The 22,981-nt window shown below is 69.6% G+C and carries 19 protein-coding genes and 2 pseudogenes; 6 read left to right on the top strand and 15 right to left on the bottom strand.

Annotated features, from left to right (window positions below):
- The 10 genes and pseudogenes from KBZ04_RS00435 to KBZ04_RS00390 form a co-directional block, all read right to left on the bottom strand.
- Window positions 1–701: pseudogene (locus KBZ04_RS00435) on the bottom strand (amino acid ABC transporter permease); the annotation flags it as partial.
- 1 nt (window position 702) lies between these two features.
- Complete coding sequence (locus KBZ04_RS00430) at window positions 703–1,725, bottom strand: ABC transporter permease subunit (protein WP_254989946.1); 1,023 nt, start codon at window positions 1,723–1,725, stop codon at window positions 703–705.
- Window positions 1,725–2,786 (bottom strand): amino acid ABC transporter substrate-binding protein, encoded by a 1,062-nt coding sequence (locus KBZ04_RS00425; protein ID WP_254989945.1) that lies wholly within the window; start codon window positions 2,784–2,786, stop codon window positions 1,725–1,727. The genes KBZ04_RS00430 and KBZ04_RS00425 overlap by 1 nt, the downstream gene beginning before the upstream one ends.
- Window positions 2,787–2,855: 69 nt before the next feature.
- The gene (locus KBZ04_RS00420; RefSeq protein ID WP_254989944.1) at window positions 2,856–3,905 is read right to left on the bottom strand and encodes an amino acid ABC transporter substrate-binding protein; all 1,050 of its coding nucleotides are present in this window, start codon (window positions 3,903–3,905) and stop codon (window positions 2,856–2,858) included.
- The gene (locus KBZ04_RS00415) at window positions 3,902–4,303 is read right to left on the bottom strand and encodes a fasciclin domain-containing protein (protein ID WP_254989943.1); all 402 of its coding nucleotides are present in this window, start codon (window positions 4,301–4,303) and stop codon (window positions 3,902–3,904) included. The genes KBZ04_RS00420 and KBZ04_RS00415 overlap by 4 nt, the downstream gene beginning before the upstream one ends.
- Before the next feature lie 9 nt (window positions 4,304–4,312).
- Window positions 4,313–5,623, bottom strand: a complete 1,311-nt coding sequence (locus tag KBZ04_RS00410) for a CO2 hydration protein (protein WP_254989942.1) — start codon at window positions 5,621–5,623, stop codon at window positions 4,313–4,315.
- Window positions 5,620–7,155: an NADH-quinone oxidoreductase subunit M gene (locus KBZ04_RS00405; protein ID WP_254989941.1), complete on the bottom strand. Its 1,536-nt coding sequence runs from the start codon at window positions 7,153–7,155 to the stop codon at window positions 5,620–5,622. The genes KBZ04_RS00410 and KBZ04_RS00405 overlap by 4 nt, the downstream gene beginning before the upstream one ends.
- Window positions 7,155–9,071, bottom strand: coding sequence for an NAD(P)H-quinone oxidoreductase subunit F (locus KBZ04_RS00400; protein WP_254989947.1), 1,917 nt, complete (start codon window positions 9,069–9,071; stop codon window positions 7,155–7,157). The genes KBZ04_RS00405 and KBZ04_RS00400 overlap by 1 nt, the downstream gene beginning before the upstream one ends.
- 176 nt (window positions 9,072–9,247) lie before the next feature.
- Window positions 9,248–12,013, bottom strand: a complete 2,766-nt coding sequence (locus KBZ04_RS00395) for a cation-translocating P-type ATPase (RefSeq protein ID WP_254989940.1) — start codon at window positions 12,011–12,013, stop codon at window positions 9,248–9,250.
- A 53-nt stretch (window positions 12,014–12,066) separates the two neighbouring features.
- A complete protein-coding gene (locus KBZ04_RS00390) occupies window positions 12,067–12,303 on the bottom strand; it encodes a hypothetical protein (RefSeq protein ID WP_254989939.1) in 237 nt (78 codons plus the stop codon).
- Between the two features lie 93 nt (window positions 12,304–12,396).
- Here KBZ04_RS00390 and KBZ04_RS00385 point away from each other — a divergent pair, with 93 nt between their 5' ends.
- Window positions 12,397–14,277, top strand: coding sequence for an APC family permease (locus KBZ04_RS00385; RefSeq protein WP_254989938.1), 1,881 nt, complete (start codon window positions 12,397–12,399; stop codon window positions 14,275–14,277).
- An 8-nt stretch (window positions 14,278–14,285) separates the two neighbouring features.
- Entirely contained in the window at window positions 14,286–16,106 is a 1,821-nt protein-coding gene (locus tag KBZ04_RS00380; protein WP_254989937.1) for an SLC13 family permease, read from the top strand.
- Between the two features lie 21 nt (window positions 16,107–16,127).
- Here KBZ04_RS00380 and KBZ04_RS00375 read toward each other — a convergent pair whose 3' ends face one another.
- Genes KBZ04_RS00375 through KBZ04_RS00365 form a run of 3 tightly spaced genes read right to left on the bottom strand, consistent with a single transcriptional unit; the run spans window position 16,128 to window position 18,694 of the window.
- Window positions 16,128–16,793 (bottom strand): DedA family protein, encoded by a 666-nt coding sequence (locus KBZ04_RS00375; RefSeq protein ID WP_254989936.1) that lies wholly within the window; start codon window positions 16,791–16,793, stop codon window positions 16,128–16,130.
- A gap of 24 nt (window positions 16,794–16,817) precedes the next feature.
- The gene (locus tag KBZ04_RS00370; protein ID WP_254989935.1) at window positions 16,818–17,825 is read right to left on the bottom strand and encodes a polysaccharide deacetylase family protein; all 1,008 of its coding nucleotides are present in this window, start codon (window positions 17,823–17,825) and stop codon (window positions 16,818–16,820) included.
- On the bottom strand, window positions 17,822–18,694 hold the full coding sequence (locus KBZ04_RS00365; protein WP_254989934.1) for a formyl transferase: 873 nt from the start codon (window positions 18,692–18,694) through the stop codon (window positions 17,822–17,824). Before KBZ04_RS00365 ends, KBZ04_RS00370 begins: the two co-directional genes overlap by 4 nt.
- Window positions 18,695–18,779: 85 nt before the next feature.
- On the opposite strand from KBZ04_RS00365, the gene def reads away from it, so the two are divergent.
- From def to pyrC, 4 genes and pseudogenes are all read left to right on the top strand, one after another.
- Complete coding sequence (def, locus tag KBZ04_RS00360) at window positions 18,780–19,274, top strand: peptide deformylase (RefSeq protein WP_254989933.1); 495 nt, start codon at window positions 18,780–18,782, stop codon at window positions 19,272–19,274.
- Window positions 19,225–20,349, top strand: a pseudogene (locus KBZ04_RS14150) (hypothetical protein). The gene def and the pseudogene KBZ04_RS14150 overlap by 50 nt, the downstream one beginning before the upstream one ends.
- Before the next feature lie 41 nt (window positions 20,350–20,390).
- On the top strand, window positions 20,391–20,939 hold the full coding sequence (locus tag KBZ04_RS00345; RefSeq protein WP_254989931.1) for a YqhA family protein: 549 nt from the start codon (window positions 20,391–20,393) through the stop codon (window positions 20,937–20,939).
- Complete coding sequence (gene pyrC / locus KBZ04_RS00340) at window positions 20,936–22,027, top strand: dihydroorotase (RefSeq protein WP_254989930.1); 1,092 nt, start codon at window positions 20,936–20,938, stop codon at window positions 22,025–22,027. Before KBZ04_RS00345 ends, pyrC begins: the two co-directional genes overlap by 4 nt.
- Window positions 22,028–22,046: 19 nt before the next feature.
- On the opposite strand, the gene KBZ04_RS00335 is transcribed toward pyrC, so the two are convergent.
- Entirely contained in the window at window positions 22,047–22,529 is a 483-nt protein-coding gene (locus tag KBZ04_RS00335; RefSeq protein ID WP_254989929.1) for an META domain-containing protein, read from the bottom strand.
- 43 nt (window positions 22,530–22,572) lie between these two features.
- On the bottom strand, window positions 22,573–22,932 hold the full coding sequence (locus tag KBZ04_RS00330) for a YbjQ family protein (protein WP_254989927.1): 360 nt from the start codon (window positions 22,930–22,932) through the stop codon (window positions 22,573–22,575).
- Between the last annotated feature and the right edge of the window lie 49 nt (window positions 22,933–22,981).

Raw genomic sequence — 22,981 nt, 5'->3', positions numbered from 1 at the left:
TCGATGTAGAGCACCGAACCCCAGCGCAGCAGCGGCAGGTCGCTGCGGCGTCCGAGGGCGAGCAGCACACCGATCGGGAAGCACAGAAGGATCGCGAAGCTGGAGGCCAGCAGGGTGAGCATCAGTCCGCCCCATTCCGAAGGGGAGACGGTGACCAGGCCCAGGCCACCGCTGATCAGCACCATGCCCACCAGGTAGAGCACCGGCCAGACCAGGGCCGCCAGCCGCCGGCCGGTGGGGGAGAGGGTCGCCCCGTAGCGGCCGGCCAGCCAGCGGCAGAGCGCCAGCAGCAGGGTGAGCCCCCACCAGCGGGCCTGGATGGCGAGGGTCAGCCCGAGGGCCAAGGGCACGGCCAGGGCGATCAGGGCGAGCAGCCCCACGGCCAGCCGGTCGTTGCGCGGCCAGAGCACCCCGGTGCGGTCGGGGCGGGGGTGGGCCCGCAGCAGGCCCCAGGTGGCGCCGCTGGCCGCGACCAGCAGGGCAGTGAGCAGCCAGAGGCGCCACTGCTGCTCCACCGGATAGCGGCCCACGGCGAACAGGGTGCTGTTCACCCTGACCACGGCCCACTGGGCCTGGGTGAGGGCCCAGCGCAGGAAGCCGAAGGCCCCAAAGCCGAGAAGCGTGATCAGGGCCAGACTCAGCACCGCGTCGGCGGGGGTGGCGAACAGTTCGGCGCGCAGCCGCCGTAGCTGGAATTTCATGTCAGCGCTCCCGGATCTGGACCAGGTGGTTGAGGCCGTTCATCAGGGCCGAGATCAGCAGGTCGAGGGTGAGGTAGGCCGCCAGCAGCACCAGCACCACCTCCACGGCCCGTCCGGTCTGGTTGAGGGTGGTTTCGGCCACGGAATAGAGGTCGGTGTAGCCCACCGCCACCGCCAGGGAGGAGTTCTTGGCCAGGGAGATGTATTGGGTGTTCAGCCCCGGCACGATCACCCGCAGGGACTGGGGCAGCACGATGCGGCGCAGGGTGGCGAACCAGCTCAGTCCCAGGGAGGAGGCCGCCTCCCACTGCCCCTTGGGAACGGCGGCGATGCCGCCCCGCACCACCTCGGCGATGAAGGCCCCCGAATACACGATCAGGCCGGTGAGCAGGGCGCCGAATTCGACGCTCAGGCGCACCGGCGCCTGCCACACCCCGTTGACGAGGGTGGGACCCATCCAGCGCAGTCCCTCGCCCAGCCCGACGATGTACAGCCCCGACTTGGCCAGCACCACCCCGGGGAGCTGGATCGCCGCCAGGCCGTTCGGCAGGGTGAGAAACACCACGAAGTACCAGAACACCAGCTGCAGCAGCAGGGGGATGTTGCGCACCACCTCCACGTAGACCCGGGCCAGCCGCCGCAGCAGGCCGTTGTGGCTGAAGGAGGCCATGCCCACCAGGGTGCCCAGCAGGGTGGCCCCCACCAGGCCCACCAGCACGGCCCGGATCGTGTTGACCAGACCGGCCGCCAGGGCGCGCCAGTAGGGCAGCTGGGCATTGAACGGAATCACCGATTCCGAGATGTCGAAGCCGGCCGGCTGCTGCAGCCAGCGCCAGCTCAGCAGCAGTCCGGCCGCCGTCAGGTTGCGGATCAGATTGCCCAGCAGGAAGGCGATCAGCAGCAGCACCAGCAGACCCACCACGGCCTGCACCACCCAGGGAATGACGCGGCGGTCGCGCCACCAGGGCGGCTTGGGGGCAGGCAGGGGCGATGGGGTCGGGTCGGCGGGGGGGACCGGCGCCATCAACGGAAGGGCGGAGAGTAGATCAGGCCGCCGTCCTTCCACTGGCGGTTGAGGCCCCGGTCAAGCTTGAGGGCGGAGGCGGGACCCACGTTGCGATCGAAGATCTCGCCGTAGTTGCCCACGGCCTTCACCGCCTTGACCACGAAGTCGGGGGGCAGGCCGAGCTGCTTGCCGAAGTCACCCTCCACCCCCAGGAAGCGGCGCAGATCGGCCTGGTTGGTGTTGGCCTTGGCTTCGGCCAGCTTGGCGTCCACATTGGCCTGGGTGATGCCGCTCTCCTCGGCCTGCATCAGGCCGAACACGATCCAGCGCACCGCATCGGCCCAGGCGGGATCGCCGTTGGTGGTGGCGGGGGTGAGGGGCTCCTTGCTCATCACCACCGGCAGCAGGGTGTGGGCATCCGGTTTGGGGAAGCTGGTGCGCTTGCCCGCCAGCTGGGAGCGGTCGCTGGTGACGGCCACGCAGCGATCACCCAGGTAGGCGGCGAAGGTCTGGTCGCTGGTCTGGAACTTCAGCGGCGTGTAGGGGATGTTCTGCTCCCGCATCCGGTCGGCCAGGTTGAGCTCGGTGGTGGTGCCGCTCTCGACGCAGATCGGCTTGCCGGCGAGGCCCTTGAGGTCCTTGAGGCCGCTGGCCACCGGCACCAGCACGCCCTGGCCGTCATAGAAGGTGGTGGGGGCGAAGCTGAGGCCATTGCCGCCGGCCGCATCGCGGCTCAGGGTCATGGTGGTGTTGCGCGAGAGCAGGTCCACCTCGCCGCTGGCCAGGGCGGCGAAGCGCTCGCTGGAGTTCAGGTCGCGGTACTCCACCTTGTCGGGATCCCCCAGCACCGCGGCGGCCACCGCCTTGCAGACATCCACATCCAGGCCGAGGTACTTGCCGTCGGGGCCCACGAAGCTGAAGCCGGGCAGCTTGCCTTCCACACCGCAGATCAGCTTGCCCCGCCCCGTGATCGTGGAGAGTTTCTGGCTCTGCACGCCGCCGTCTTCCCCGGCGCAACCGGCGAGCAGGCCGGCGGCCAGCAGGGACGCCCCAAGGGTGCGGGTCCGGTTCCAGAGCATGCTTGCTTCCTTAAGGTGGCCGCATTGTTGCAGGTGCGGGCCGGCGCAGGTAGGCCGCCCGGAACCTCCTCAGCGGAAGGGGGGCGCGATGTGCAGACCGCCCTTGTTCCACAGCCGGTTGAGGCCCCGCTCCAGGCCCAGGGGGGTGGCGCTGCCCAGGTGCCGCTCGAACAGCTCGCCGTAGTTGCCCACCGCCTGCACCACCTGCACCGTGAAGTCGGCGGGAAGGCCCAGCTGGCGGCCGAAATCCCCCTCCACCCCCAGGAAGCGGCGCGCTTCGGCCTGGCTGGGGTCCCGCCGGGCCGCGGCGAGGCGGGCTTCGACGTTGGCCTGGGTGAGGCCGCTCTCCTCCGCCTGGACCAGGGTGTGGCTGATCCAGCGCACCGCATCGGCCCAGGCCGGATCGGCCTGGATCGTCACCTTGGCGCTGGGTTCCTTGCTGTGCAGCTCCGGCAGCAGCACGTGGGCTGCCGGCTCCTTGAAGCCGCTGCGCTTGGCCGCCAGCAGGGAGCTGTCGCTGGTGATGGCGGCGCAGCGGCCCTGCTCGTAGGCGGGGTAGGCCTGCTCGCCAGACTGGAAGCGCAGCGGCTGGTAGGCCACCCCCAGCTCCCGCATGCGATCGGCCAGGTTGAGCTCGGTGTTGGTGCCGCTCTCGACGCAGATCGGCTTGCCGGCCAGGTCCCGCAGGCGGCGGATGCCGCTGGCCGCGGGCACCATCACCCCCTGGCCGTCATAGAAGAAGACAGGTCCGAAGCTGAGGGCGTTGCCGCCGGGGGCGTCGCGGCTGAGGGTGTGGGTGGAGCTGATCGAGAGCAGGTCGACTTCGCCGCTGTTGAGAGCAACGAAGCGCTCCCCCGCCGTCACCGGCCGGAACTCCACCTTGGCCGGATCCCCCAGCACCGCGGCAGCCACCGCCCGGCAGAAGTCGGCGTCGATGCCCACGAAGGCGCCGCCGGGGTCCACCGTGCTGAACCCCGGCACCGCCCCATCCACGGCGCAGACCAGCCGTCCCCGTTCACGGATCTTGGCCATGGTGGGGCTGCCGGGGTCCCCGTTGCCGGCGGCGCAGCCCACAAGGGCACCGACCACCGCCAGCCCCAGCAGGCCCGCTCTGGTCATCCCGGCAGGATCACCCGGTCGATCACGTGCACGATGCCGTTGTCGCAGACGATGTCGGCGGAAACAACGGTGGCGTTCTTGACCTCGAAGGGTTCGGCCCGGCGGATCGCCACCGGTGCCCCCTCCAGGCTCTCCCATTCCGGCTGCGTCACCAGTTGCTCCCGCAGGTAGGCCCCGGAGAGCACATGGAACTTGAGGATCCGCGCCAGCTGGGGCACGTTGTCCACCAGGGTCTGGACCGTGCCGGGGGGAAGGGCGGCGAAGGCGTCGTCGACCGGGGCGAAGACGGTGAAGGGGCCGGGGCTCTCGAGGGCGGCGGTGAGACCGGCCACCTCGACGGCGGTGAGCAGGGTGCTGAAGACGCCGGCTCCCTTGGCGGTTTCGATGATGTTGGCCATGGGGATCTCCTAGCGGTAGTCCTGGGTCTGGATCTGGGGCAGGCGGGCCTCGGGCCGCAGGAACCGGTCCATCTGGGCTTCGAAGAACTTCCGGTTGGCCATCAGATGCACGGGGTCGGTGTCATCCAGGGGATAGAGCAGGGCGCAGCGCAGGGCCTGGATCACCGCCGAGGTGACGTTGTACATGGAGCGCTGGAAGGTGATGCCCAGCTGGATCAGCTGATCCTCCTCACCCCGCTTGTGGGTCTTGTACAGATCCACGAGATAGGGGGGCAGGAAATGCAGCATGTCCTGCATCAGCAGGGTGGGAGGGATGCCGGCCGAGCCCACGGGGAACACGTCGGCATAGAGGATGCCGTAGTGGAAATCGGCCTGATCGGCAGGCACCTGATAAGCCTGGGCGTTGTAGCTCTTGGTGCCGCGGAAGGGGGCGGTGCGATAGAAGACCGCCTCCACGTAGGGCAGAGCCGCTTCATAGAGCCAGGTGAAGCCTTCGCTCTTGGGGATGATCTCGAAACACTCACCCTTGATGTAAACGTGGTGATAGATGGGCCGGCCCGCCACCGCGAAGATGCCGTTCACCAGGAAGTTCATGGCGTCGGGAACGCCCTTGAAGCCGCCCTCGTCGTAGATGTCGCTCATCTCGAAGAACACCGGCGCCATCACCTCCCAGAACAGGCCGAGGTTGGCGTAGTAGCTCATCTTCTTCACCTGCTCCATGAACATCTCAGGGAACAGGCGATAGAGGCCGAGCATCAGGGGGTTGCCGCGGAAGTAGGCCTTGATGGCGCGATCGGCGTTGGCCCGGTAGGCATCACTGGCGAGGTAGTCGTAGAAGCGGCCGCCCATGCCCTGGTGCCAGAGCATGGCCTCCATGCAGGCCTCGGCGAACTCCATGTTGATCCGGTCGTGCCAGAGGTGATGGAGCAGCTTCGACATCTTGCCGGTTTCGCCCTTCTCCATGAACGCCAGCAGTTCAGGATGGGCCTTTTCACCGCCGCGCCAGATGCGGAGCTTCGATTGATCGCCGGCGTAGGAATTGGGGAGATCGAGATACTCCTGACTGGGAAAGTACTTGAAGGCCGGCAGGGGATCGAGGAACACCTGCTCGGCGATGTAGAGCAGGTCGCGCCAGTAGAAGTCCATTGGCACGGCATAGGCCTTGTAGATGCCGATGATCTGCATCAGGTTCTCCGGCGTGTCCGGCAGCATCGAGCCGCCGGCCTCCAGCCGGTGGATCACATCGGCATAGCGATGGGTGGAGGGCGGGATCAGGGGAGCGGTGACGGGCTCGGGGGCCGTGGCGGTGGGGGGCGTCATGAGGTGCGCAGCTCCGAGGCTGTAGGGAGGGTGACGGCGACGAGGGAGAAGGGCTGGGCGCCGTCCCGTCTGAGGAACGGCTGGGAGCGCAGGGCCAGGCCAGTGGATTCGGTCTCACTCCAGCCCGTGAGGGCCGTTGGCCAGAGGCCCGCTGCAATCACGAGCACGGTGAGGGCCATGGCCGGCGCCCGCTCGCTCCAGCAGGTGGAGCTCCAGTCGGCACGCTCGTTGTCGAGGCGGCCGAAGCCCACCCTGTTGAACAGGCGGATGGCGTAGACGGCGGTGAAGCCCGAGGCGATCAGGCTGACCAGGGTGGCGCGGGGGAAGGTGGTCCAGCTGCCCTCGAACACCAGCAGCTCGGCCGGGAAGCCCGCCAGGCCGGGGATGCCGGCGGCCGCCATCATGGCCAGCAGCAGCATGCCCATGGTGAAGGGCAGTCCGCGCAGCGGATTCATCAGGCCCGACAGCTCGGGGATGGCGGTGGTGCCGGTCTTGCGCTCGATCAGCCCCACGCAGGCGAACAGCAGGGCCACGATGATGCCGTGGGCGAGCATCTGGGCCACCGCGCCCTGCAGGCTGAGGGGGGTGGCGGCCGAGAGCCCCAGCACCAGAAGGCCCATGTGGCCGAGGGAGCTATAGGCCATCAGGCGGCGGATGTCGCTCTGGACGATGGCGTTGAGGGCGCCGTACACCGCGCTGATGGCACCGGCGGCGGCGATCCATGGCGACCAGGCGGCCCAGGTGTCCGGGAGGAAGCCCACGCCGAAGCGCAGCAGGCCGTAGGCGCCCAGCTTGGAGACGGAGCCCGCCAGCAGCATCACCACCGGGGTGGGGGCCTGGCCGTAGGTGAAGGGCTGCCAGCCGTGCAGGGGAAAGACGGGAAGCTTCAGGCCGAAGGAGAGCAGCAGCAGGGCCAGGATCCAGCGTTGGGCCGTGGGGGAGAACTGGGCCTGGCGAAGATCCTCGAAAGCGAAGAGCGGACCGGCGGGATTGAACCAGGCGAAGGCCAGCACGGCCGCCAGCAGGGCCAGGCCGGAGACGGCGCTGTAGAGCAGGAAACGCACCGCGGCGCCGGCCCGTTTCTCGCCCCCCCAGACCGCCACCAGCAGGGTGATCGGGATCAGCACCAGCTCGAAGGCCAGGAGGAACAGCAGGGCGTTGCGGGCCAGCAAACCCGTGACGACACCCAGGTTGGTGGCCAGCATCAGGGAGAAGAACAGCCGCGGCCGGGACTGGTCCGCCGCTGCTGAGAGGATCGAAAGGGAGGTGATCAGCGCGGTGAGCAGCACCAGCGGCAGCGAGAGCCCGTCGAGACCGAGATCGAGCCTGAGCCCGAGTTTCGGCAGCCAGGACAGCTGCAGGTCGGCGGGGGGGTGCTGCCAACAGAGCAGGCCCACCAGCAGCTGAAGGGCGCCGAACAGGGCCGCGATGCCGCGGACCCGAACGGAAGGAACGGTTGCCGGCAGCAGGGGCAGCAGCAGGGTGCCGGCCATGGGTGCGGCCAGGAGAAGCAGGAGTGAGGACGATCCCATCAGCGGAACGGGCGAACGAGTTCGGACGGAACGGAAGGGGCGGAGGCCAGCAGCCAGGCGGCCATCAGCAGCACCCCGAGAACGAGGGTGAGGGCATAGGCCTGGGTGCGGCCGGAGGTGGTGAAGCTGAGGCGGCGGGCACCCTCGAGGGCGGCACTCCCGGAGGCACCACTGAAGCCATCGATGAGCCTGTCATCCGACCAGGCGCTGAGCCGGGCCAGGGCCACCACCAGCCACACCACGGTGCGGTGGTAGAAGCGCTCGGTCTGCATGTCGTGGGCCAGCCAGTCCTGCAGGCCGCCGAGGGCGGCGGGCAGATGGGCCAGGGGGTGGGGCCGCAGGTAAAACGCCGCCGAGAGGCCGCCGCCCACGAGGGTGGAGATCAGCAGGGGCACCGCCAGCGGACCCCAGCCCGGAAGGGGGGACAGGGCGAAGACGCCGTTGATCACCATCAGCTGGGGCAGGTGCAGCACCAGACCCATGAGCACGAAGGTGGGCAGGGCCATCAGCCACAGCACCTCCGCGGAGCGGGTGGTGAACACCGACGGACGCCCTCCCCAGATCAGACCGAACACCCGGATAAGGCCGGCGCTGATCAGGGCATTGGTGAACAGCACCAGGCAACCGAGCAGCACCGGATGGGAGCTCTTGGCCGTGAGCTCCATCAGCTCGCGCAGGGCGGCGAAGCCACCGAACGGCGGCAAGGCCATCAGGCCGGCGGCGCCTGTGAGGAAGGCCAGGCCCATCAGCGGACGCTTGCTCCACAGGCCCCCGAGCTGGGTGAGGTCCTGGGTGACGTTGGTGATCACGATGGCGCCGATCACCATCAACAACAGCGCCATCGGCAGGGGATACACCAGCATCAGGTGATCGGCCACGCTGATGCCGCCCAGGCCCACCGCCACGAACAGCAGGCCGAGCCAGCTGCTCACCAGGAAGGAGAGGGCGCGCTTCACATCGATCTGGGCCAGGGCGATCAGGGAGGCCACCAGGGCGGTGGTTCCGCCCACGATCACGAGCACGGTCTGCACCAGGGGGCTCAGTTCGATCAGGGGCTCGAGCCGCAGCAGCACCCAGGCGCCGCCCACCACCACCACCGAGTTACGCAGCACGGTGGATGGCAAGGGGCTCTCCATGGCCTCATCGAGCCACAGGTGCAGGGGGATCTGGGCGCACTTGCCCATCGGCCCGGCGATCAAGGCCAGCAGGATCAGCGGCAGAACCTGGGGCAGGGGGTTGCCGTTGTTGATCTGATCGGCCGCCCAGGCCTGCAGCCCGTGGAAGTTCCAGGTGCCGGTGATCGGCAGCAGGGCGATCAGGCCGGCCAGCAGGATCAGGTCGCCGATCCGCTTAGTGAGGAAGGCATCCCTCGCGCCCTTCACCACCAGGGGCTGGTTGTACCAGGTGCCCACGATCAGGTAGGTGCCGAGGGTGAGCAGTTCGAGGATCACGTAGCTGAAGAACAGCGAGTCCGTGAGCACCAAGGCGCACAGACCGGCCTCGAAGAAGCTCAGTGACCCGAAGAAGCGGGGCCAGCCCCAGTCCATCTCCAGATAGCCGATGGCGTAGATCTGCACCAGCACATGCAGGCCGGTGATCACCGTCATCGCGATCAGGGCCGGCTCGGTGATCAGGCCGTCGAAGCTCACCTTGAGCCCGGCGGTCTCTAGCCAGGTCCAGCCGAAGGAGAGGGGCTTGTAGAGAGCAGCGGCACCGGCGGCGGAATTGGAATGCAGCGCCATCAGGGCGGCGGCGCTATGGACGAACGCCACGCTCACCAGGGTGAGGTTGAGATAGCCGCAGGGGCGTGGGCCCGTGCGCGAGATCAGCCCCGGAGACCACAGAAGCGACAGCAGGGACGCCACCAGCGGATACAGCGGAACCAGCCAGGCCGTCTGGGCGAAGAACAGGGTCATGGCGGGAGAACAATCGGGACCGGGGATGGCCCGCGTGGTGGCGAACACTAAGATCCCCGTTGACGAGTGGTGGGCTTTCTGGGAAGGAATGTCCTATGGGAACTGCAAGCAGTCGTTATCAGTGAGCCGTCGTCTGCCCAGGCCGGCGACCCGGCCCCTGAGCGGTGGGTCATCCTTCAGGCGTTGGCGCTGCGACGGCGGCGCCACAGCCGCCACACCTTCTCCAGTTCCAGGTACAGGAAGAACACCAGACTGAAGCCCACGCAGAGGCCGAGATCACGGGCGGAGAGGGGCACGGTGCCGAAGAACTGCGCCAGCACGGGGACATAGAGCAGCGACAACTGCAGCAGCGTGGTGAACACCACCGCCCCCAGAAGCCAGGGGTTGGTGAAGGGATTCACCTGCACCAGCGGCAGGTCGCTGCGGGCCGCCAGGGCATGACCCATCTGGGCCAGGCACAGCATCGTGAACACCATCGTCTTCCAGGGGGCACCGGTCCTGGAGGCCAGCACCATCATCGTGATCGTGATCACGGCGAAGACCACGCCGACGCGGAGGATGTAGCTGCCGATCCCCCGGGCGAAGATCGATTCGCCGGGTTCGGCCGGCGGGCGCTGCATCAGGCCGGCCTCGCCGGGCTCGAGGGCCAGGGCCAGGGCGGGGACGCCATCAGTGACGAGGTTCATCCAGAGGATCTGGATCGGCGTCATCGGCACCCCCACCAGCCCCAGCAGCGGGGCGGAGGCAATCGTGATCAGTTCACCCACGTTGCTGCCGAGGATGTACTTGATGAAGCGGCGGATGTTGGCGTACACCAGCCGGCCCTGCTCCACGGCGTTGACGATCGTGGCGAAGTTGTCGTCGAGCAGCACCATGTCGGAGGCCTCCTTGCTCACCTCGGTGCCGGTGATGCCCATGGCCACGCCGATGTGGGCCTGCTTGAGCGCCGGGGCGTCGTTGACGCCGTCGCCGGTCATGGCCACCACCTGGCCGAGGCCCTGGAAGGCCTTCACGATGCGCAGCTTCTGCTCGGGCGGCACCCGGGCGAACACGTTGCAGCGGGAGACGATCGCGGCCAGCCCTTCGGCATCGGCCTCCTCCAGCTGCCGGCCGAGCACCACCTCGGCGCCGGGGTCCACCAGGCCGATGTTGACGCCGATGGCCCGGGCGGTGAGGGGGTGGTCGCCGGTGATCATCACCGGGCGGATCCCGGCCTCCCGGCAGCGGGCCACGGCCACGGCCACCTCGGGACGGGCGGGATCCAGCTGGGCCATCAGCCCGAGCAGCACCTGGTGCTCCAGTTCGTGCTCGGGGCTGGGGTGGTGGGGGGCGCAGGCGAAGGCGAGCACCCGCAGGCCGGACGCGGCCAGATCCCGGGCCTGATCCAGCCACCACTGGCACTGGGCGTCGCTGAGGGTGGCCACACCGGAGGCGTCGAGCCAGCGATCACAGGTACCGAGGATCACTTCGGGGGCCCCCTTGCTGATCATCAAGGTGGTGGAGCCGGCCGCCGTCTCCCCCAGGGGGTCCTGCAGGCTGCCGTCCTGGTCCTGAACCCAGACCGCCATCAGCTGGCGCTCGGAGCTGAAGGGGATCTCGGCCTCCCGCTTGTAGTGGCTGCGCAGGGCGAAACCATCCAGGTCGGCCTTCGCGGCCGCCACCACCAGGGCCCCCTCGGTGGGATCGCCGAGGATCTCCCAGTGACCGTCGGGTTCCTGTTTGAGCTCGGCGTCGCTGCAGAGGACCCCGGCCTGGAGCAGCAGGATCCGGCCGCCAGGGGCCAGACCGGCCTCAACACCGGTGGGGGGTGTGAGTTCAGTGGTGTGGAAGTCGCCATGGGGGTCGTAGCCGTTGCCGCTGACCGCCAGGGCTGTGGTGCCGCTGCGCAGCTCCTGCACCACCTGGCGGTTGAGGGTGAGGGTGCCGGTCTTGTCGGTGCAGATCACCGTGACCGAACCCAGGGCCTCCACCGCCGGCAGACGGCGGATCAGGGCGGCGCGCTGCACCATCCGCTGGGTGCCGATGGCCAGGGTCACCGTGATCACCGCCGGCAGCCCTTCCGGCACGATCGCCACCGCCATCGACAGGGCCACCTCCAGCAGATCCAGCAGGCCCTGGCCCAGCAGCCAGCCCAGCAGCACCACCACGGCCACGAGGGCCAGGGCGGATACGACCAGCACGTTGGCCAGGCCGTCGAGCCGTTCCTGCAGCGGTGTGGTCTCGCCACCCGCCGTGTTGATCATCTGGGCGATCTTGCCCAGTTCGGTCTGCATGCCCGTGGCGTTGACCACAGCCAAGCCGCGGCCGCGCACCACTTCGGTGCCCTGGAACAGACAGTTCTGCCGTTCCAGGACCGGGGTGGAGGGATCGAGCACCAGCTCGGCCAGCTTGTTCACCGCCTCGGCCTCGCCGGTGAGGGCCGCCTCCCGCAGGCCCAGCTCGGCCACCTCCAGCAGGCGGGCATCGGCCGGCACCCGATCGCCGGCCTCCACCCGGATCAGGTCCCCGGGCACCAGCTGTTCGCTGCTCAGACGTTCCCAGATGCCGTCGCGCCGCACGGTCACCAGGGGCTGGGCCATGTCTCGCAGGGCCTCCAGGGCCTGCTGGGCGCGGCTTTCCTGCAGGTACCCCAGCAGGGCGTTGAGGCCCACGATCAGCACGATGGCGATCGCATCCTTGGGGAAGCGCTGGGCGGCGTAGGCCACACCCGCGGACACCGCCGCCACCGCCAGCAGCATGATCAGCATCACGTTTCTGAACTGGTCCCAGAGGATGCGCAGATTGCTGCGCCCGGCCTTGAGTTCCAGCCGGTTCAGTCCCACCCTGGCCAGCCGTTCGGCGCACTGGGCCGTGCTCAGGCCGTCGGCACTGGCCTCCAGGCCCTTGATGCACTCCTCCGGTGCCAGGGCGTGCCAGTGGCTCGCGGTGGTGGCGTTGTTCAACGCGGCGGTTCACAAATCGCCCAAACACTAATCACAACCTGCGGCGGATTTCGTCAGCCGTGCGCCCTTTCCAGGACGGCCTCGCCGGGTTGCAAGCGCCGCTCCAGCAGCAGCAGTCCCACCACCGTGGTGATGGTCACCATCAGCACCAGGGAGGAGAACTGCACCGGATCGATCAGGCCCTGGTTCAGGGCCGTGGTGGCGAACACCAGCCCCGGCAGGCCCCGGGGGATCAGGCCGAACACCACCAGCCAGCGGTCGACCCCAGCGGCCCTGTCGTGGCGATCCATGCCCAGGCCGGAAGCGGGCGGGGTGGGACGCGCAGGACGGGTCAGCCCACGGCCCTTAGCGTCCTAAGGCATTCATTGATGGGCTCACCCGGCATGTCCCGCCTCGACACCCTGCGGCGCCAGCTGATCGGCTCTCCCCTGCCCACCAGTGCCCATCACGAGGAGCGTTACAGCAACGCCGAAGCGCTGGCGATCCTCAGCTCCGATGCCCTCTCCTCGGTCGCCTACGCCACCCAGGAAATCGTGCTGGTCCTGGGGATGGGCGGGGCGGCGGCCCTGCCGTTCACCCTGCCGATCACGGCCCTGATCGTGGGTCTGATGCTGGTGGTGGCCAGCAGCTACCGGCAGACCATCAAGGCCTACCCGCAGGGCGGCGGCTCCTACCGGGTCTCCCAGCAGAACCTCGGCCAGGGGGCTGGCCTGGTGGCCGGAGCCTCCCTATCGATCGATTACGTGCTGACCGTGGCGGTGAGCGTGGCCGCCGGTATCGCCGCCCTCACCTCCTATTTCCCCGGGCTGGCTGCGGCACGGGTGCCCCTCTGCCTGCTGGCGGTGCTGCTCGTGATGCTCGCCAACCTGCGTGGCGTCAGCTCCAGCGCCAGGCTCCTGAGTCTGCCCACCTACCTTTTCATGGGCGCCGTCGTCACCTTGCTGGTGGCGGGGTTCATCAAGATGGGGCTGGGCCAGCTCCCCCCCCTGCCCCTGACGGAGCAGCAACGGCTGCTGGCGGCGGCCCACCAGGGCACCCAGGGACTCCAGGCCATCGGCCCCCTGCTGCTGATGCGGGCCTTCAGCTCCGGCTGTGCCGCCCTCACCGGCATCGAGGCGATCAGCGACAGCGTCGCCGCCTTCAAGCCGGTGGAATGGCGCAACGCCCGTCGGGTGCTGGGGGTGATGGTGCTGATGCTGGCCCTGATGTTCAGCGGCATCAGCGCCCTGGCCAGCCAGGGCGGGCTGGTGGTGCAGGACAACGGCCCCACCCTTCTGTACCAGCTGGGGGATCGGATCTTCGGGGATGGCCCGCTGTTGTTCGTGCTGCAGCTGGCGACGCTGCTGATCCTGCTGCTGGCGGCCAACACGGCCTATGCCGATTTCCCCAGGCTGGCGGCCTTCCTGGCCCAGGACGGCTTTCTGCCCCGCCAGCTCTGCTCCCTGGGAGACCGGTTGGTGTTCAGCAACGGCATCTTTGCCCTCAGCGCCATGGCCGGCCTGCTGCTGGTGATCGTGGATGGCAGCGTCAGCCGCCTGATCCCCCTCTATGCGGTGGGCGTGTTCATCAGCTTCACCCTGTCCCAGGCCGGCATGGTGGTGCACTGGTGGAAGCTGCGGGACCGGGGCTGGCGCTCCCGGGCGCTGATCAACGGGATCGGCGCCGCGATCACCGCCGTGGTGGCGGTGATTCTTCTGATCAGCAAGTTCACCCATGGGGCCTGGGTGGTGGTGGTGGCGATTCCGCTGCTGGTGACGCTGTACCTGCGGATCCGCTCCCACTACGACGCCGTGGCCAGGCGTCTGCGCCTGACCACCGAGGGGCCTCTGCCCTTACCGGCCACTCCGCCCGCCGGGGGCGGAATCCCCACGGTGGTGCTGGTGGGCCAGCTGCACCGCGGCAGCCTCGAGGCCCTCTGCTTTGCCCGCAGCAACGCCAGCGACCTGGTGGCCGTGCATGTGGATCTCGGCGGTGGCCGCGCCGAGGCCTTCCGGGAGCAGTGGAGCCGCCAGCTGCCGGACATCCCCCTAGAGGTGCTGGAGTCCCCCTACCGCTCCCTGGTGGACCCGGTGGTCGCCTTCGTGCGGCGCTTTGAGGCCGAGCATCACCAGGATCAGGAGGCCTTCTGCATGGTGGTGCTGCCGGTGTTCGTCACCCGTCATCGCTGGGAGAACCTGCTGCACAACCAGTCGACGATTCTTCTGCGGCGGGCCCTGCGCGAGCGTGGCACCCGGGTCGTCACTACGGTCGGCTTCTACCTCTGAACGGCCCGATGCCAGCGTTCCTCACGGTCGCCGCCACCCCGGAAGGACTCATCACCCTGGCGGTGTTCGTCGGGGCGATGGTGCTGTTCGTCACCGGCTGGCTGGCTCCGGAGGTCACCGGCCTGCTGGCGGCGGCCCTGCTGGTCAGCTTCCAGGTGCTCAAGCCCGATGAGGCGGTGCAGGGTTTCGGCAGCCCCGCCCTGATCACCCTGATGGGGCTGTTCGCCGTTTCCGCCGGTCTGTTCCGCAGTGGTGGCCTCGACCGGCTGCGGGCCCTGATCGGTTCCGACGCCGTGCGCAGCCCCAAGCGGATGATCGCCCTGATGGTGGGTGTGGTGGCCCCCATCTCCGGATTCATCCCCAACACCCCGATCGTGGCCACCCTGCTGCCGGTGATCGAGGGCTGGTGCCACCGGCGGGGCGTCTCCCCCTCGAAGGTGCTGCTGCCCCTGTCCTTCGCCACCGTGCTGGGCGGCACGATCTCCCTGCTCGGCACCTCCACGAACCTGCTGGCCAGCGATGTGAGCCGCCAGCTGGGCTTCGGTTCCCTGGAACTGTTCAGCTTCACGGCCATCGGCATCCCGGTGTGGCTGCTGGGGGGGCTGTACATGCTCACCGTCTCCGACCGGCTACTGCCCGACCGCGGCCAGGGGGATGAGGACCTGCTGGGCGGCCTCGCGCGGGATGGCTACCTCACCGACGTGCTGATCCCGGAGCAGTCCGAGCTGATCGGCCAGTCGCTGCACAACAGCCGGCTGCAGCGCCGTTTCGACGTGGATGTGCTGGAGCTGCACCGTGGCCAGGACAGCTTCAGCGCACCCCTCGCCGACCTGCCCCTGCAGGCGGGCGACCGGCTGCTGCTGCGCTGCAACCGCGACAACCTGCTCCGTCTCCAGCAGGAGCACACGGTCACCTTGGCGCCGATCGGTGAGCAGGAGGAGGACCTGCGCGAACTGGCCGGTGAGGCCACCTCCCCCCAGCGGGTGGTGGAGGTGCTGCTGCCCAACGGCTCAACCCTGGCGGGCGCCAGCGTGAGGGACATGCGCTTTCGGCAGCGCTACAACGCCACCCTGCTGGCGGTGCGGCGGGGCAACCAGGTGCTGCGCGAGCTGCTGGGCCGGGTGGTGCTCCAGGCCGGCGACGTGCTGCTGCTGCAGGCGCCGGTGGATGCCATCCGCGGCCTGCAGGCCAACAACGACCTGGTGCTGCTCGACGAGCTCGAGAAGGATCTGCCCACCACCGATCGCAAGCTCGTCGGCATGGGGATCGCGGCCCTGATGATCCTGCTTCCGATGCTCAAGATTCTGCCGCTGATGGCCTCGGTGCTGCTGGCGATGGTGGCGATGGTGGCCACGGGCTGCCTGCGCTCCGGCGAACTGCTGCGTTCGATCCGCTGGGACGTGATCCTGCTGCTGGGCTCCCTCTCCTGCTTCAGCGTGGCGATGCAGAAGACCGGCCTGGCGGAGGCCCTGGCCACCGACCTGCTGCAGTCCCTCAGGGGCTGGCCCGCCTATGGGGTGTTGCTGGTGGTGTTCGTGCTGGGTCAGCTGTTCACCGAGGCGCTCAGCAACGGCACCACGGTGGTGCTGCTGATCCCGATCGCCACCGAACTGGCCAAGGGGCTGGCGATGCCGCCGATGGCCTTCATCTTCGCGATCACCTTCGCCGCCAGCCAGAGCTTCCTCACCCCGATCGGCTACCAGACCAACCTGATGGTGTTCGGCCCCGGCCGCTACCGCTTCCTCGACATGGCTCGCTACGGGGCGCCCCTCTCGATCGGCCTGGCCCTGGTGGTGCCCTGGCTGATCTGCCGCCACTTCGGGCTGTAGGAATCTGACGACCCGATTCGCTCAGGCGGGGGGCTCCTCGGCCTCCCGTTCCAGCTGGGCCTCCTCGAAGCGGGCCACCAGCTTCGGCACCACCAGCACGATCACCAGCAGCACCAGGGCGCCGAGGCCGAACTCGACGACCCCCTTCACCATCTGATCGAAGGGGATCCAGCGCCCGCCGAGCCAGGCCAGGCCCACCATCGTCGAGGCCCAGAGCACGGCCCCCAGCATGTTGAACAGCAGGAAGCGGCGGTAGGGCATGTGCACCGCCCCGGCGATGGGGCCGGCCAGCACCCGCAGCACCGCCACGAACCGGCCCAGCAGCACCGACTTGCCGGCATGGCGCAGGAAGCGTTCCCGCAGGGCCTCCATCTGCTCCGGGGTCCGTCCCAGCAGCCGACCGACCCGCAGCAGCAGCCCCCAGCCCGCCCGGCGCCCCACCCAGTAGCCGAGGTTGTCCCCCAGGATCGCCCCGCCGGCCGCCGCCCCCATCACCCCGAGCACCTGCAGCTGGCCGCTGCCGGCCGCGTACCCCGCCAGCAGCGTCACCGTCTCGCCGGGCAGGGGCACCCCGGCGTTCTCCAGCAGCATGGCGCCGAACACCACCCAGTACCCCCAGTCGTGGAGCAGGGATTCCAGGGTGGTGAGGCTGATGGTCCCGTCGAACACGGCCAGGGGCCAGGCCATCGCAACGTGGAAGGAAACCAGACCCTATCTCCCTGGCCAGGCCAGTGTTCCGGTGCAGAGCCAGCGGCGGCGGCGCAGCCGGTTGGCGTGGGGACCCGGCCAGGTGAAGCGGGGCAGGTCCAGGGCCGGGGTGGCGGGCGTGACCAGGGCGGCGTCGACGGTGGCCACCTGGAGGTAGTGGCGGCCGCAGATTTCCGCGTCGCCGGGCAGATGGCTGTTGAAGGGGTAGGAGAACGACTGGGGCGGCTGCCCCAGCACCCGCCCGAGCACGGCGCTGGATCGGATCAGTTCCTGTTCGAACTCCGCCGCGCTGATGTTGCAGCGGGGGACGTGGTGGTGCCCGTGGCTGCCGATCTCGTGGCCGGCGTCCCGGGCCCGGCGCAGGTGGGCTTCGCTGGGGTAGAGGCGATCGGCCGCCGCCACCAGCTCGTCGGTCGTGCCCCAGCGCTCCCCCAGCTCCGAAAGCAGTTCGCGCACCGTGGCCACGGGGGTGCCATCCCGCAACCGGGCGATCAGGGCTTCGCCCTCCAGATCGGCCGGCAGATCGAGGCGCTGGCGGGCCAGCTCCGCCAGCCGGAGCGCCAGGGTGGGGTGGGCGCCGTACCAGTAGAGGGCATGCTCCCAGACCAGCTCGCCGCCGGCCTGCATGGCGGTGGACTGGAAGAACACGGCCGGGATGCCCAGACCGTCGAGCACGCCCATCCCCTCCTCGTAGTTGCAGCGCAGGCCGTCATCGAAGCTGACGATCACCCCAAACTCGGAGCCCGTGGGGAAGCGGCCGGCCCGCAGATCGGCGTAGGTGAGGAAGCGGGCGCCGTGGCGCTGCAGGAAACCCAGTTCCGCGGCCAGCGCGGAGGGGGGGATCGGCGGCACCCCGAAGCTGTCGAGGAACGGCACCCGGCCCGGCTCGTCCACCCGGTGGTACAGCAGACACAGCACCTTCCCGTGTAGACGCCGGCGCCAGAGGCGATCCAGCGGCGGCAGGAACAGCAGGTCCGCCGCCCGGTTGGCCGCCCGCCCCAGACGGCTCATGGCTGCTCCCCCCGCACCACCCGCACGTCCCCGTCGCGGCGCGCCTGGTCGGCCAGGTAGTCGCGCACCAGGCCCCGGCCGATGCGGTGGTTGGCCAGCAGCCGCTGCCAGGGCTCGTAGATGTAGCCGGTGCGCCGCAGGAACAGCTTGCCCTTCTCCCATTGGGGCACCCGCGGGGCGGTACCGGCCTCGAGCCGGCGGGCCGCCTCGATCAGCAGCTCGATGCCGACATGGAAGCTGCGCACCTCGATGGTCTCGACGTCGTCGTCGGGCTGCATCGGCACGTGGGCCGACAGGATGATGTCGCCGCTGTCGATGCCGGGGTCGATGTGGTGGACCGTGACCCCCACCAGCTCCGGATGCCCCTCCATGAGCATGTAGAGGTTGCAGTTGGCGCCACGGGAATAGGGCGACAGCCCGGTGTGCAGGTTGATGAGGCCGTGGCGGAAGGTGGGGATCAGCTCCAGCACCGGGGGCCGCAGCAGCTGGGTGCCGTTCACCAGCACGATGTCGGGGGCGACCTGGCGCAGGAAATCGGCGGTGCGCTGCTCGTTGATGGCCGAGGTGACCAGCACCGGCACCCCGTCCGGCAGTTCGGGCGGGGCGCCGTCCCGGTGGAAGAGCTGCCGCTGCAGGGCGGCGCCGCGGCGGTCGTGGGGGCGCAGCAGCACGCGGGCGATCAGCTGGCGCAGCAGCCGCAGGGGATGGCGGTACTTGGACAGCCGGGAGAGCGTGCTGCGGCTGGCCGGCGGCGACACCTGCAGCACCACGCCCACCAGGGTGAACGCCTCGGCCGCCCGCCGCACCAGGTGGCGCTGGTAGAGGCCGTCGCAGCAGAGCACGACCACCCGCAGGGAGCTCACGGCCATCGCGTCGCCGGGCGCAGCATCATCTGCGGATGGTACGGACGGGGCGGCCGCAAGGCGGCACAGTGGGACCGATCCTGAGGCGCCCATGGCCGTCCGTGACGTGCTCACCATCGGAGATCCCCGCCTGCGCCAGGTGAGTGCGCCGGTGGAACGGTTCGATGACCCCGCCCTGCCGGCCCTGCTCGACGACCTGCGCGACACCATGGCCGCCAACAACGGCGCCGGCCTGGCGGCCCCCCAGATCGGCGTGCCCCTGCGGGTGGTGATCTTTGGCATCACCCACAACCCCCGCTACCCGGAGGCGCCCCCCATCCCGGAGACGGTGCTGATCAATCCCGTGCTCACCCCCCTCGGCGACGACCGGGACGACGACGCCTGGGAGGGCTGTCTGAGCGTGCCCGGCTGGCGCGCTCGGGTGCCCCGCTGGCGCCGTCTGCGCTACCTCGGCTTCGACGGCCAGGGGCAGGCGTTCGAGCGGGAGGTGGAGGGCTTCCACGCCCGGGTGGTTCAGCACGAGTGCGACCACCTCGATGGGGTGCTGTTTCCGGATCGGGTGCCGGCGGGGCTGCCCCGTGGCTGAGCTCACCGCAGCCGTCCCGCGGCCGTCCCCCCGCTGGTGGGTGCGCGGCGACCTGGACGGCTTCCTGGGGCTGGGCCTCGACAACCTGATCCAGATCCTGCTGATCGTGGCCCTCTGCCGCGGCGTGCTGGGGTACCCCGATGGTCTGATCTTCGGCACGATCCTGCCGGCCACGGGCATCAGCCTGGCGGTGGGCAACGTGGCCTATGCCATCCAGGCCCACCGCCTGGGTCGGCGCGAGGGCAGGGACGACCGCACCGCCCTGCCCTACGGCATCAACACGGTCAGCTTGTTCGCCTACGTGTTCCTGGTGATGCTGCCGGTGAAGCTGGCGGCCGTGGGGCAGGGACTGGATCCTCTGGAGGCCGCCCAGCTCTCCTGGCGCGCCGGCCTGCTGGCCTGCCTCGGCTCGGGGCTGATCGAGGCGGGGGGCGCCTTCCTGGTGGCCCCCCTGCGCCATTGGCTGCCCCGGGCGGCCCTGCTCTCCACCCTGGCCGGCATCGCGCTGGGTTACATCGGGCTGGGTTTCCTGCTGCGCACCTACGCCGTCCCGGTGGTGGGACTGGCGGTGCTGGCGGTGATCCTGCTGGCCTACTTCGGCCAGGCCCGGCTGCCCCTGCCGGGTGGCGTGCTGGCGGTGCTGGTGGGCATCGTCCTGGCCGCAGCCACGGGCCTGCTGCGGCTGGATGGACCCACCTGGCAGGCCAACCTCGCCCAGGTGGGTCTGCATCTGCCCGTGCCCCGCCTCGGCGCCCTCTGGGAGGGTCGCGACGCCCTGCTGCCCCTGCAGCAGGCGGACGTGTAGGCCGCCGGCGCCTTCGCCCTCGAGCAGGGCCAGATCCTGGCGGCGATGCTGCTGGCGGCGATGCTGGTGTACGTGATCGAGCAGCGCTTCCGCGCCGCCGCCCTCTGCGCCCTGGTGGCCGCGGCCGCCTCCTGGCTGGGCCTGATCCATGCCTGGAGCTTCACCCTGGCTGACACGGTGCTGGATCCGGGCTGGGGCAGCGGCACCCCCTGGGCCCTGGGCTATCTGGCGATGGCGGTGGTGTTTCTGCTGGGACGCCGGCGGCGCTGAACCGGGCGCTGACTAGGGTTAGGCGATTGCAGCACCGCCCCATGGCCTCCGCACTCAAGGGACGCCTCAAGCGGATGGAGCAGCGCTTCGAGCGGGTGCTCTGGCGCCTCCGGCTGATCGCGATCCTGCCGGTGGTCATGAGCCTGGTGAGCACGGTCGTGTCCTTCGTGCTGGGCACGCTCGAGATCGGCAAGGCCCTCGCGGTCTTCGGCCACCAGGATCAGCTCGACAAGAAGTTCGTCGCCGAGCTGCTGGGGGCGATCGTGTCCGGGATTGATCTCTATCTGATCGGCATCGCCCTGCTGATCTTCGGCTATGGGGTGTATGAACTGCTCATCTCCCCGATCGAGGCGGCCCGGGAGCATGACCAGGGCGGCGGCGGCCTGCTGGACATCCGCAACCTCGACCAGCTGAAGGAGAAACTGGTCAAGGTGCTGGTGGTGGCGCTGATCGTGTCCGCCTTCAAGGCGATGCTCACCCTGCCGATCAAGGACGGTCCGTCCCTGGCCTTCTTCAGCCTGAGCGTGCTGTTGCTGGCCCTGAGCGGTTACCTGGTCACGGGCAACGCCGACAAGGTGCTTCCCCGATGACGGCCATGGGCCCGCCGGATGCCGCCGTCCCGCCCCAGCGCCTGCGGCTGCGCCGTCCCGACGACTGGCATGTGCACCTGCGCGACGGCGCCCTGCTGCAGATGGTGGCCCCGGCCACGGCCCGCAGCTTCGCCCGGGCGATCGTGATGCCCAACCTCAGCCCGCCGATCACCACGGTGGCGGCCGCCGCGGCCTACGGCGCCCGGATCCGGGCGGCCCTGCCCGAGGGCAGCCGCTTCACCCCCCTGCTGACCGCCTATCTCACCGACACGATTGATCCGGGGGAGATCGAGCGCGGCCACGGCGAGGGCGTCTTCACCGCCTGCAAGCTCTACCCGGCCCATGCCACCACCAACGCCGCCGCCGGCGTCACCGACCTGGCCAGGATCGAGGCGGTGCTGGCCACGATGGAACGGATCGGCATGCCCCTGCTCATCCACGGCGAGGTGACCGACGCCGAGATCGACATCTTCGATCGCGAAGCGGTGTTCATCGAACGCCACCTGGCGCCGCTGCTGGCGCGGCATCCGGGCCTGAAGGTGGTGCTGGAGCACATCACCACCGCCGAGTCCGTCGCCTTCGTGCGCCAGGCGGGCCCCAACCTGGCCGCCACCATCACCCCCCACCACCTGCACATCAACCGCAACGCCATGTTCCAGGGCGGGTTGCGGCCAGATTTCTACTGCCTGCCGGTCGCCAAGCGCGAACGGCACCGGCTGGCCCTGCGCCAGGCGGCCACCTCGGGGGAGCCCTGCTTCTTCCTGGGCACCGATTCGGCCCCCCATCCCCGCTCGGCCAAGGAAAGCGCCTGCGGCTGCGCCGGCATCTACAACGCCCCCTTCGCCCTGGAGAGCTACGCGGCGGTGTTCGAGCAGGAGGGGGCCCTCGATCGGCTGGAGGCCTTTGCCAGCCTGCACGGGCCCGCCTTCTACGGACTGCCCCTGAACGAAGGAACCATCACCCTGGTGCGGGAGGCCCACACGGTGCCGCCGCGTCTGCACGGCCATGGCGGCGACGGCGCCTCCATGGCCCTGGTGCCCTTCCATGGCGGCCAGGTGCTGCACTGGCGGCTGGAGAGCGAGGGCTGAAACGGTTGCGCTGGGCCGATCAGGGGCGTGGTTCCCAGATGAGGATGCCGCCATCCGCCAGCAGACTGAGGTTCAGCCGTCCGTCCCGCAGCAGGTAGCCCCGCACCAAGGGAAGCTGGCGGGCCAGCGGTTCCCCCAGGCTGGGTGACGGGCACCGGGCCCTGGTGGAGGCCAGGGGGCCGAAGCGAAAGCCACCGTTGCCGGGGTCGGCGCTGGGCTCCACCCGCCAGCTGCCCATGGCGCGGTTGCAGTCGAGCTGCAGCACGGCCCGGCCATCGGCCTGGAGCGTCAGGGTGTAGCGGGAGGAGTCCGCCGGACGCCTCAGCCCCTGGGTGTCATCCATCGACTGGATCCCCACCAGCTGCCAGCGGCTGCCCTGCAGCGGCAGGTTCTGGGGGGCTGCTTGAAGGGGGATCCACGCCCCCGCCAGCAGGGAGGCGAGGCTTGCCCCCAGGAGACGCCAGCTGAACCGGAGGTGCTTGGTGTTGGAGGGGGAGGTCATCGGCCAGCGTCCGTTGGATCGACGCTATGCCCCTGCCGATGGCCTAAGTCGCGCCACCGCCCGGCCGGGGTTCCACCACCACGGCGGTGCCGTAACAGAGCACTTCGGTGGCGGCGGCGGTGCCGCCCTGCACCTCCGATCCGTCGTAGCGGGTGCCGACGATCGCATTGGCCCCCAGGGCCCTGGCGTGCTGGATCATCTGCTCGTAGGCCTGCTCCCGGGCCTGCTCGCACATTTCGGTGTAGGCGCCGATCCGGCCGCCCACGATCTGCTTGAGCCCGCCGAGGAAACCCTGCACCAGTGTCGGGGAGCGCACGACGATGCCGCGCACCAGGCCCCGGTAGGCGGTGATGTTGTAGCCCTCGATCGTGAAGGTGGTGGTCACGAACACGGGTTTCACCATGGGGGCACTAGTGCTGGGAGCCCCATCCTGGGGGGACGGGGCCCGGGCT

This window comes from Cyanobium sp. N5-Cardenillas, from assembly GCF_024345515.1.
In the GTDB taxonomy this organism is placed as follows: domain Bacteria; phylum Cyanobacteriota; class Cyanobacteriia; order PCC-6307; family Cyanobiaceae; genus Cyanobium.
Note: the sequence above shows the minus strand (reverse complement) of the source record. Positions and strands in the feature narration are given on the sequence as shown.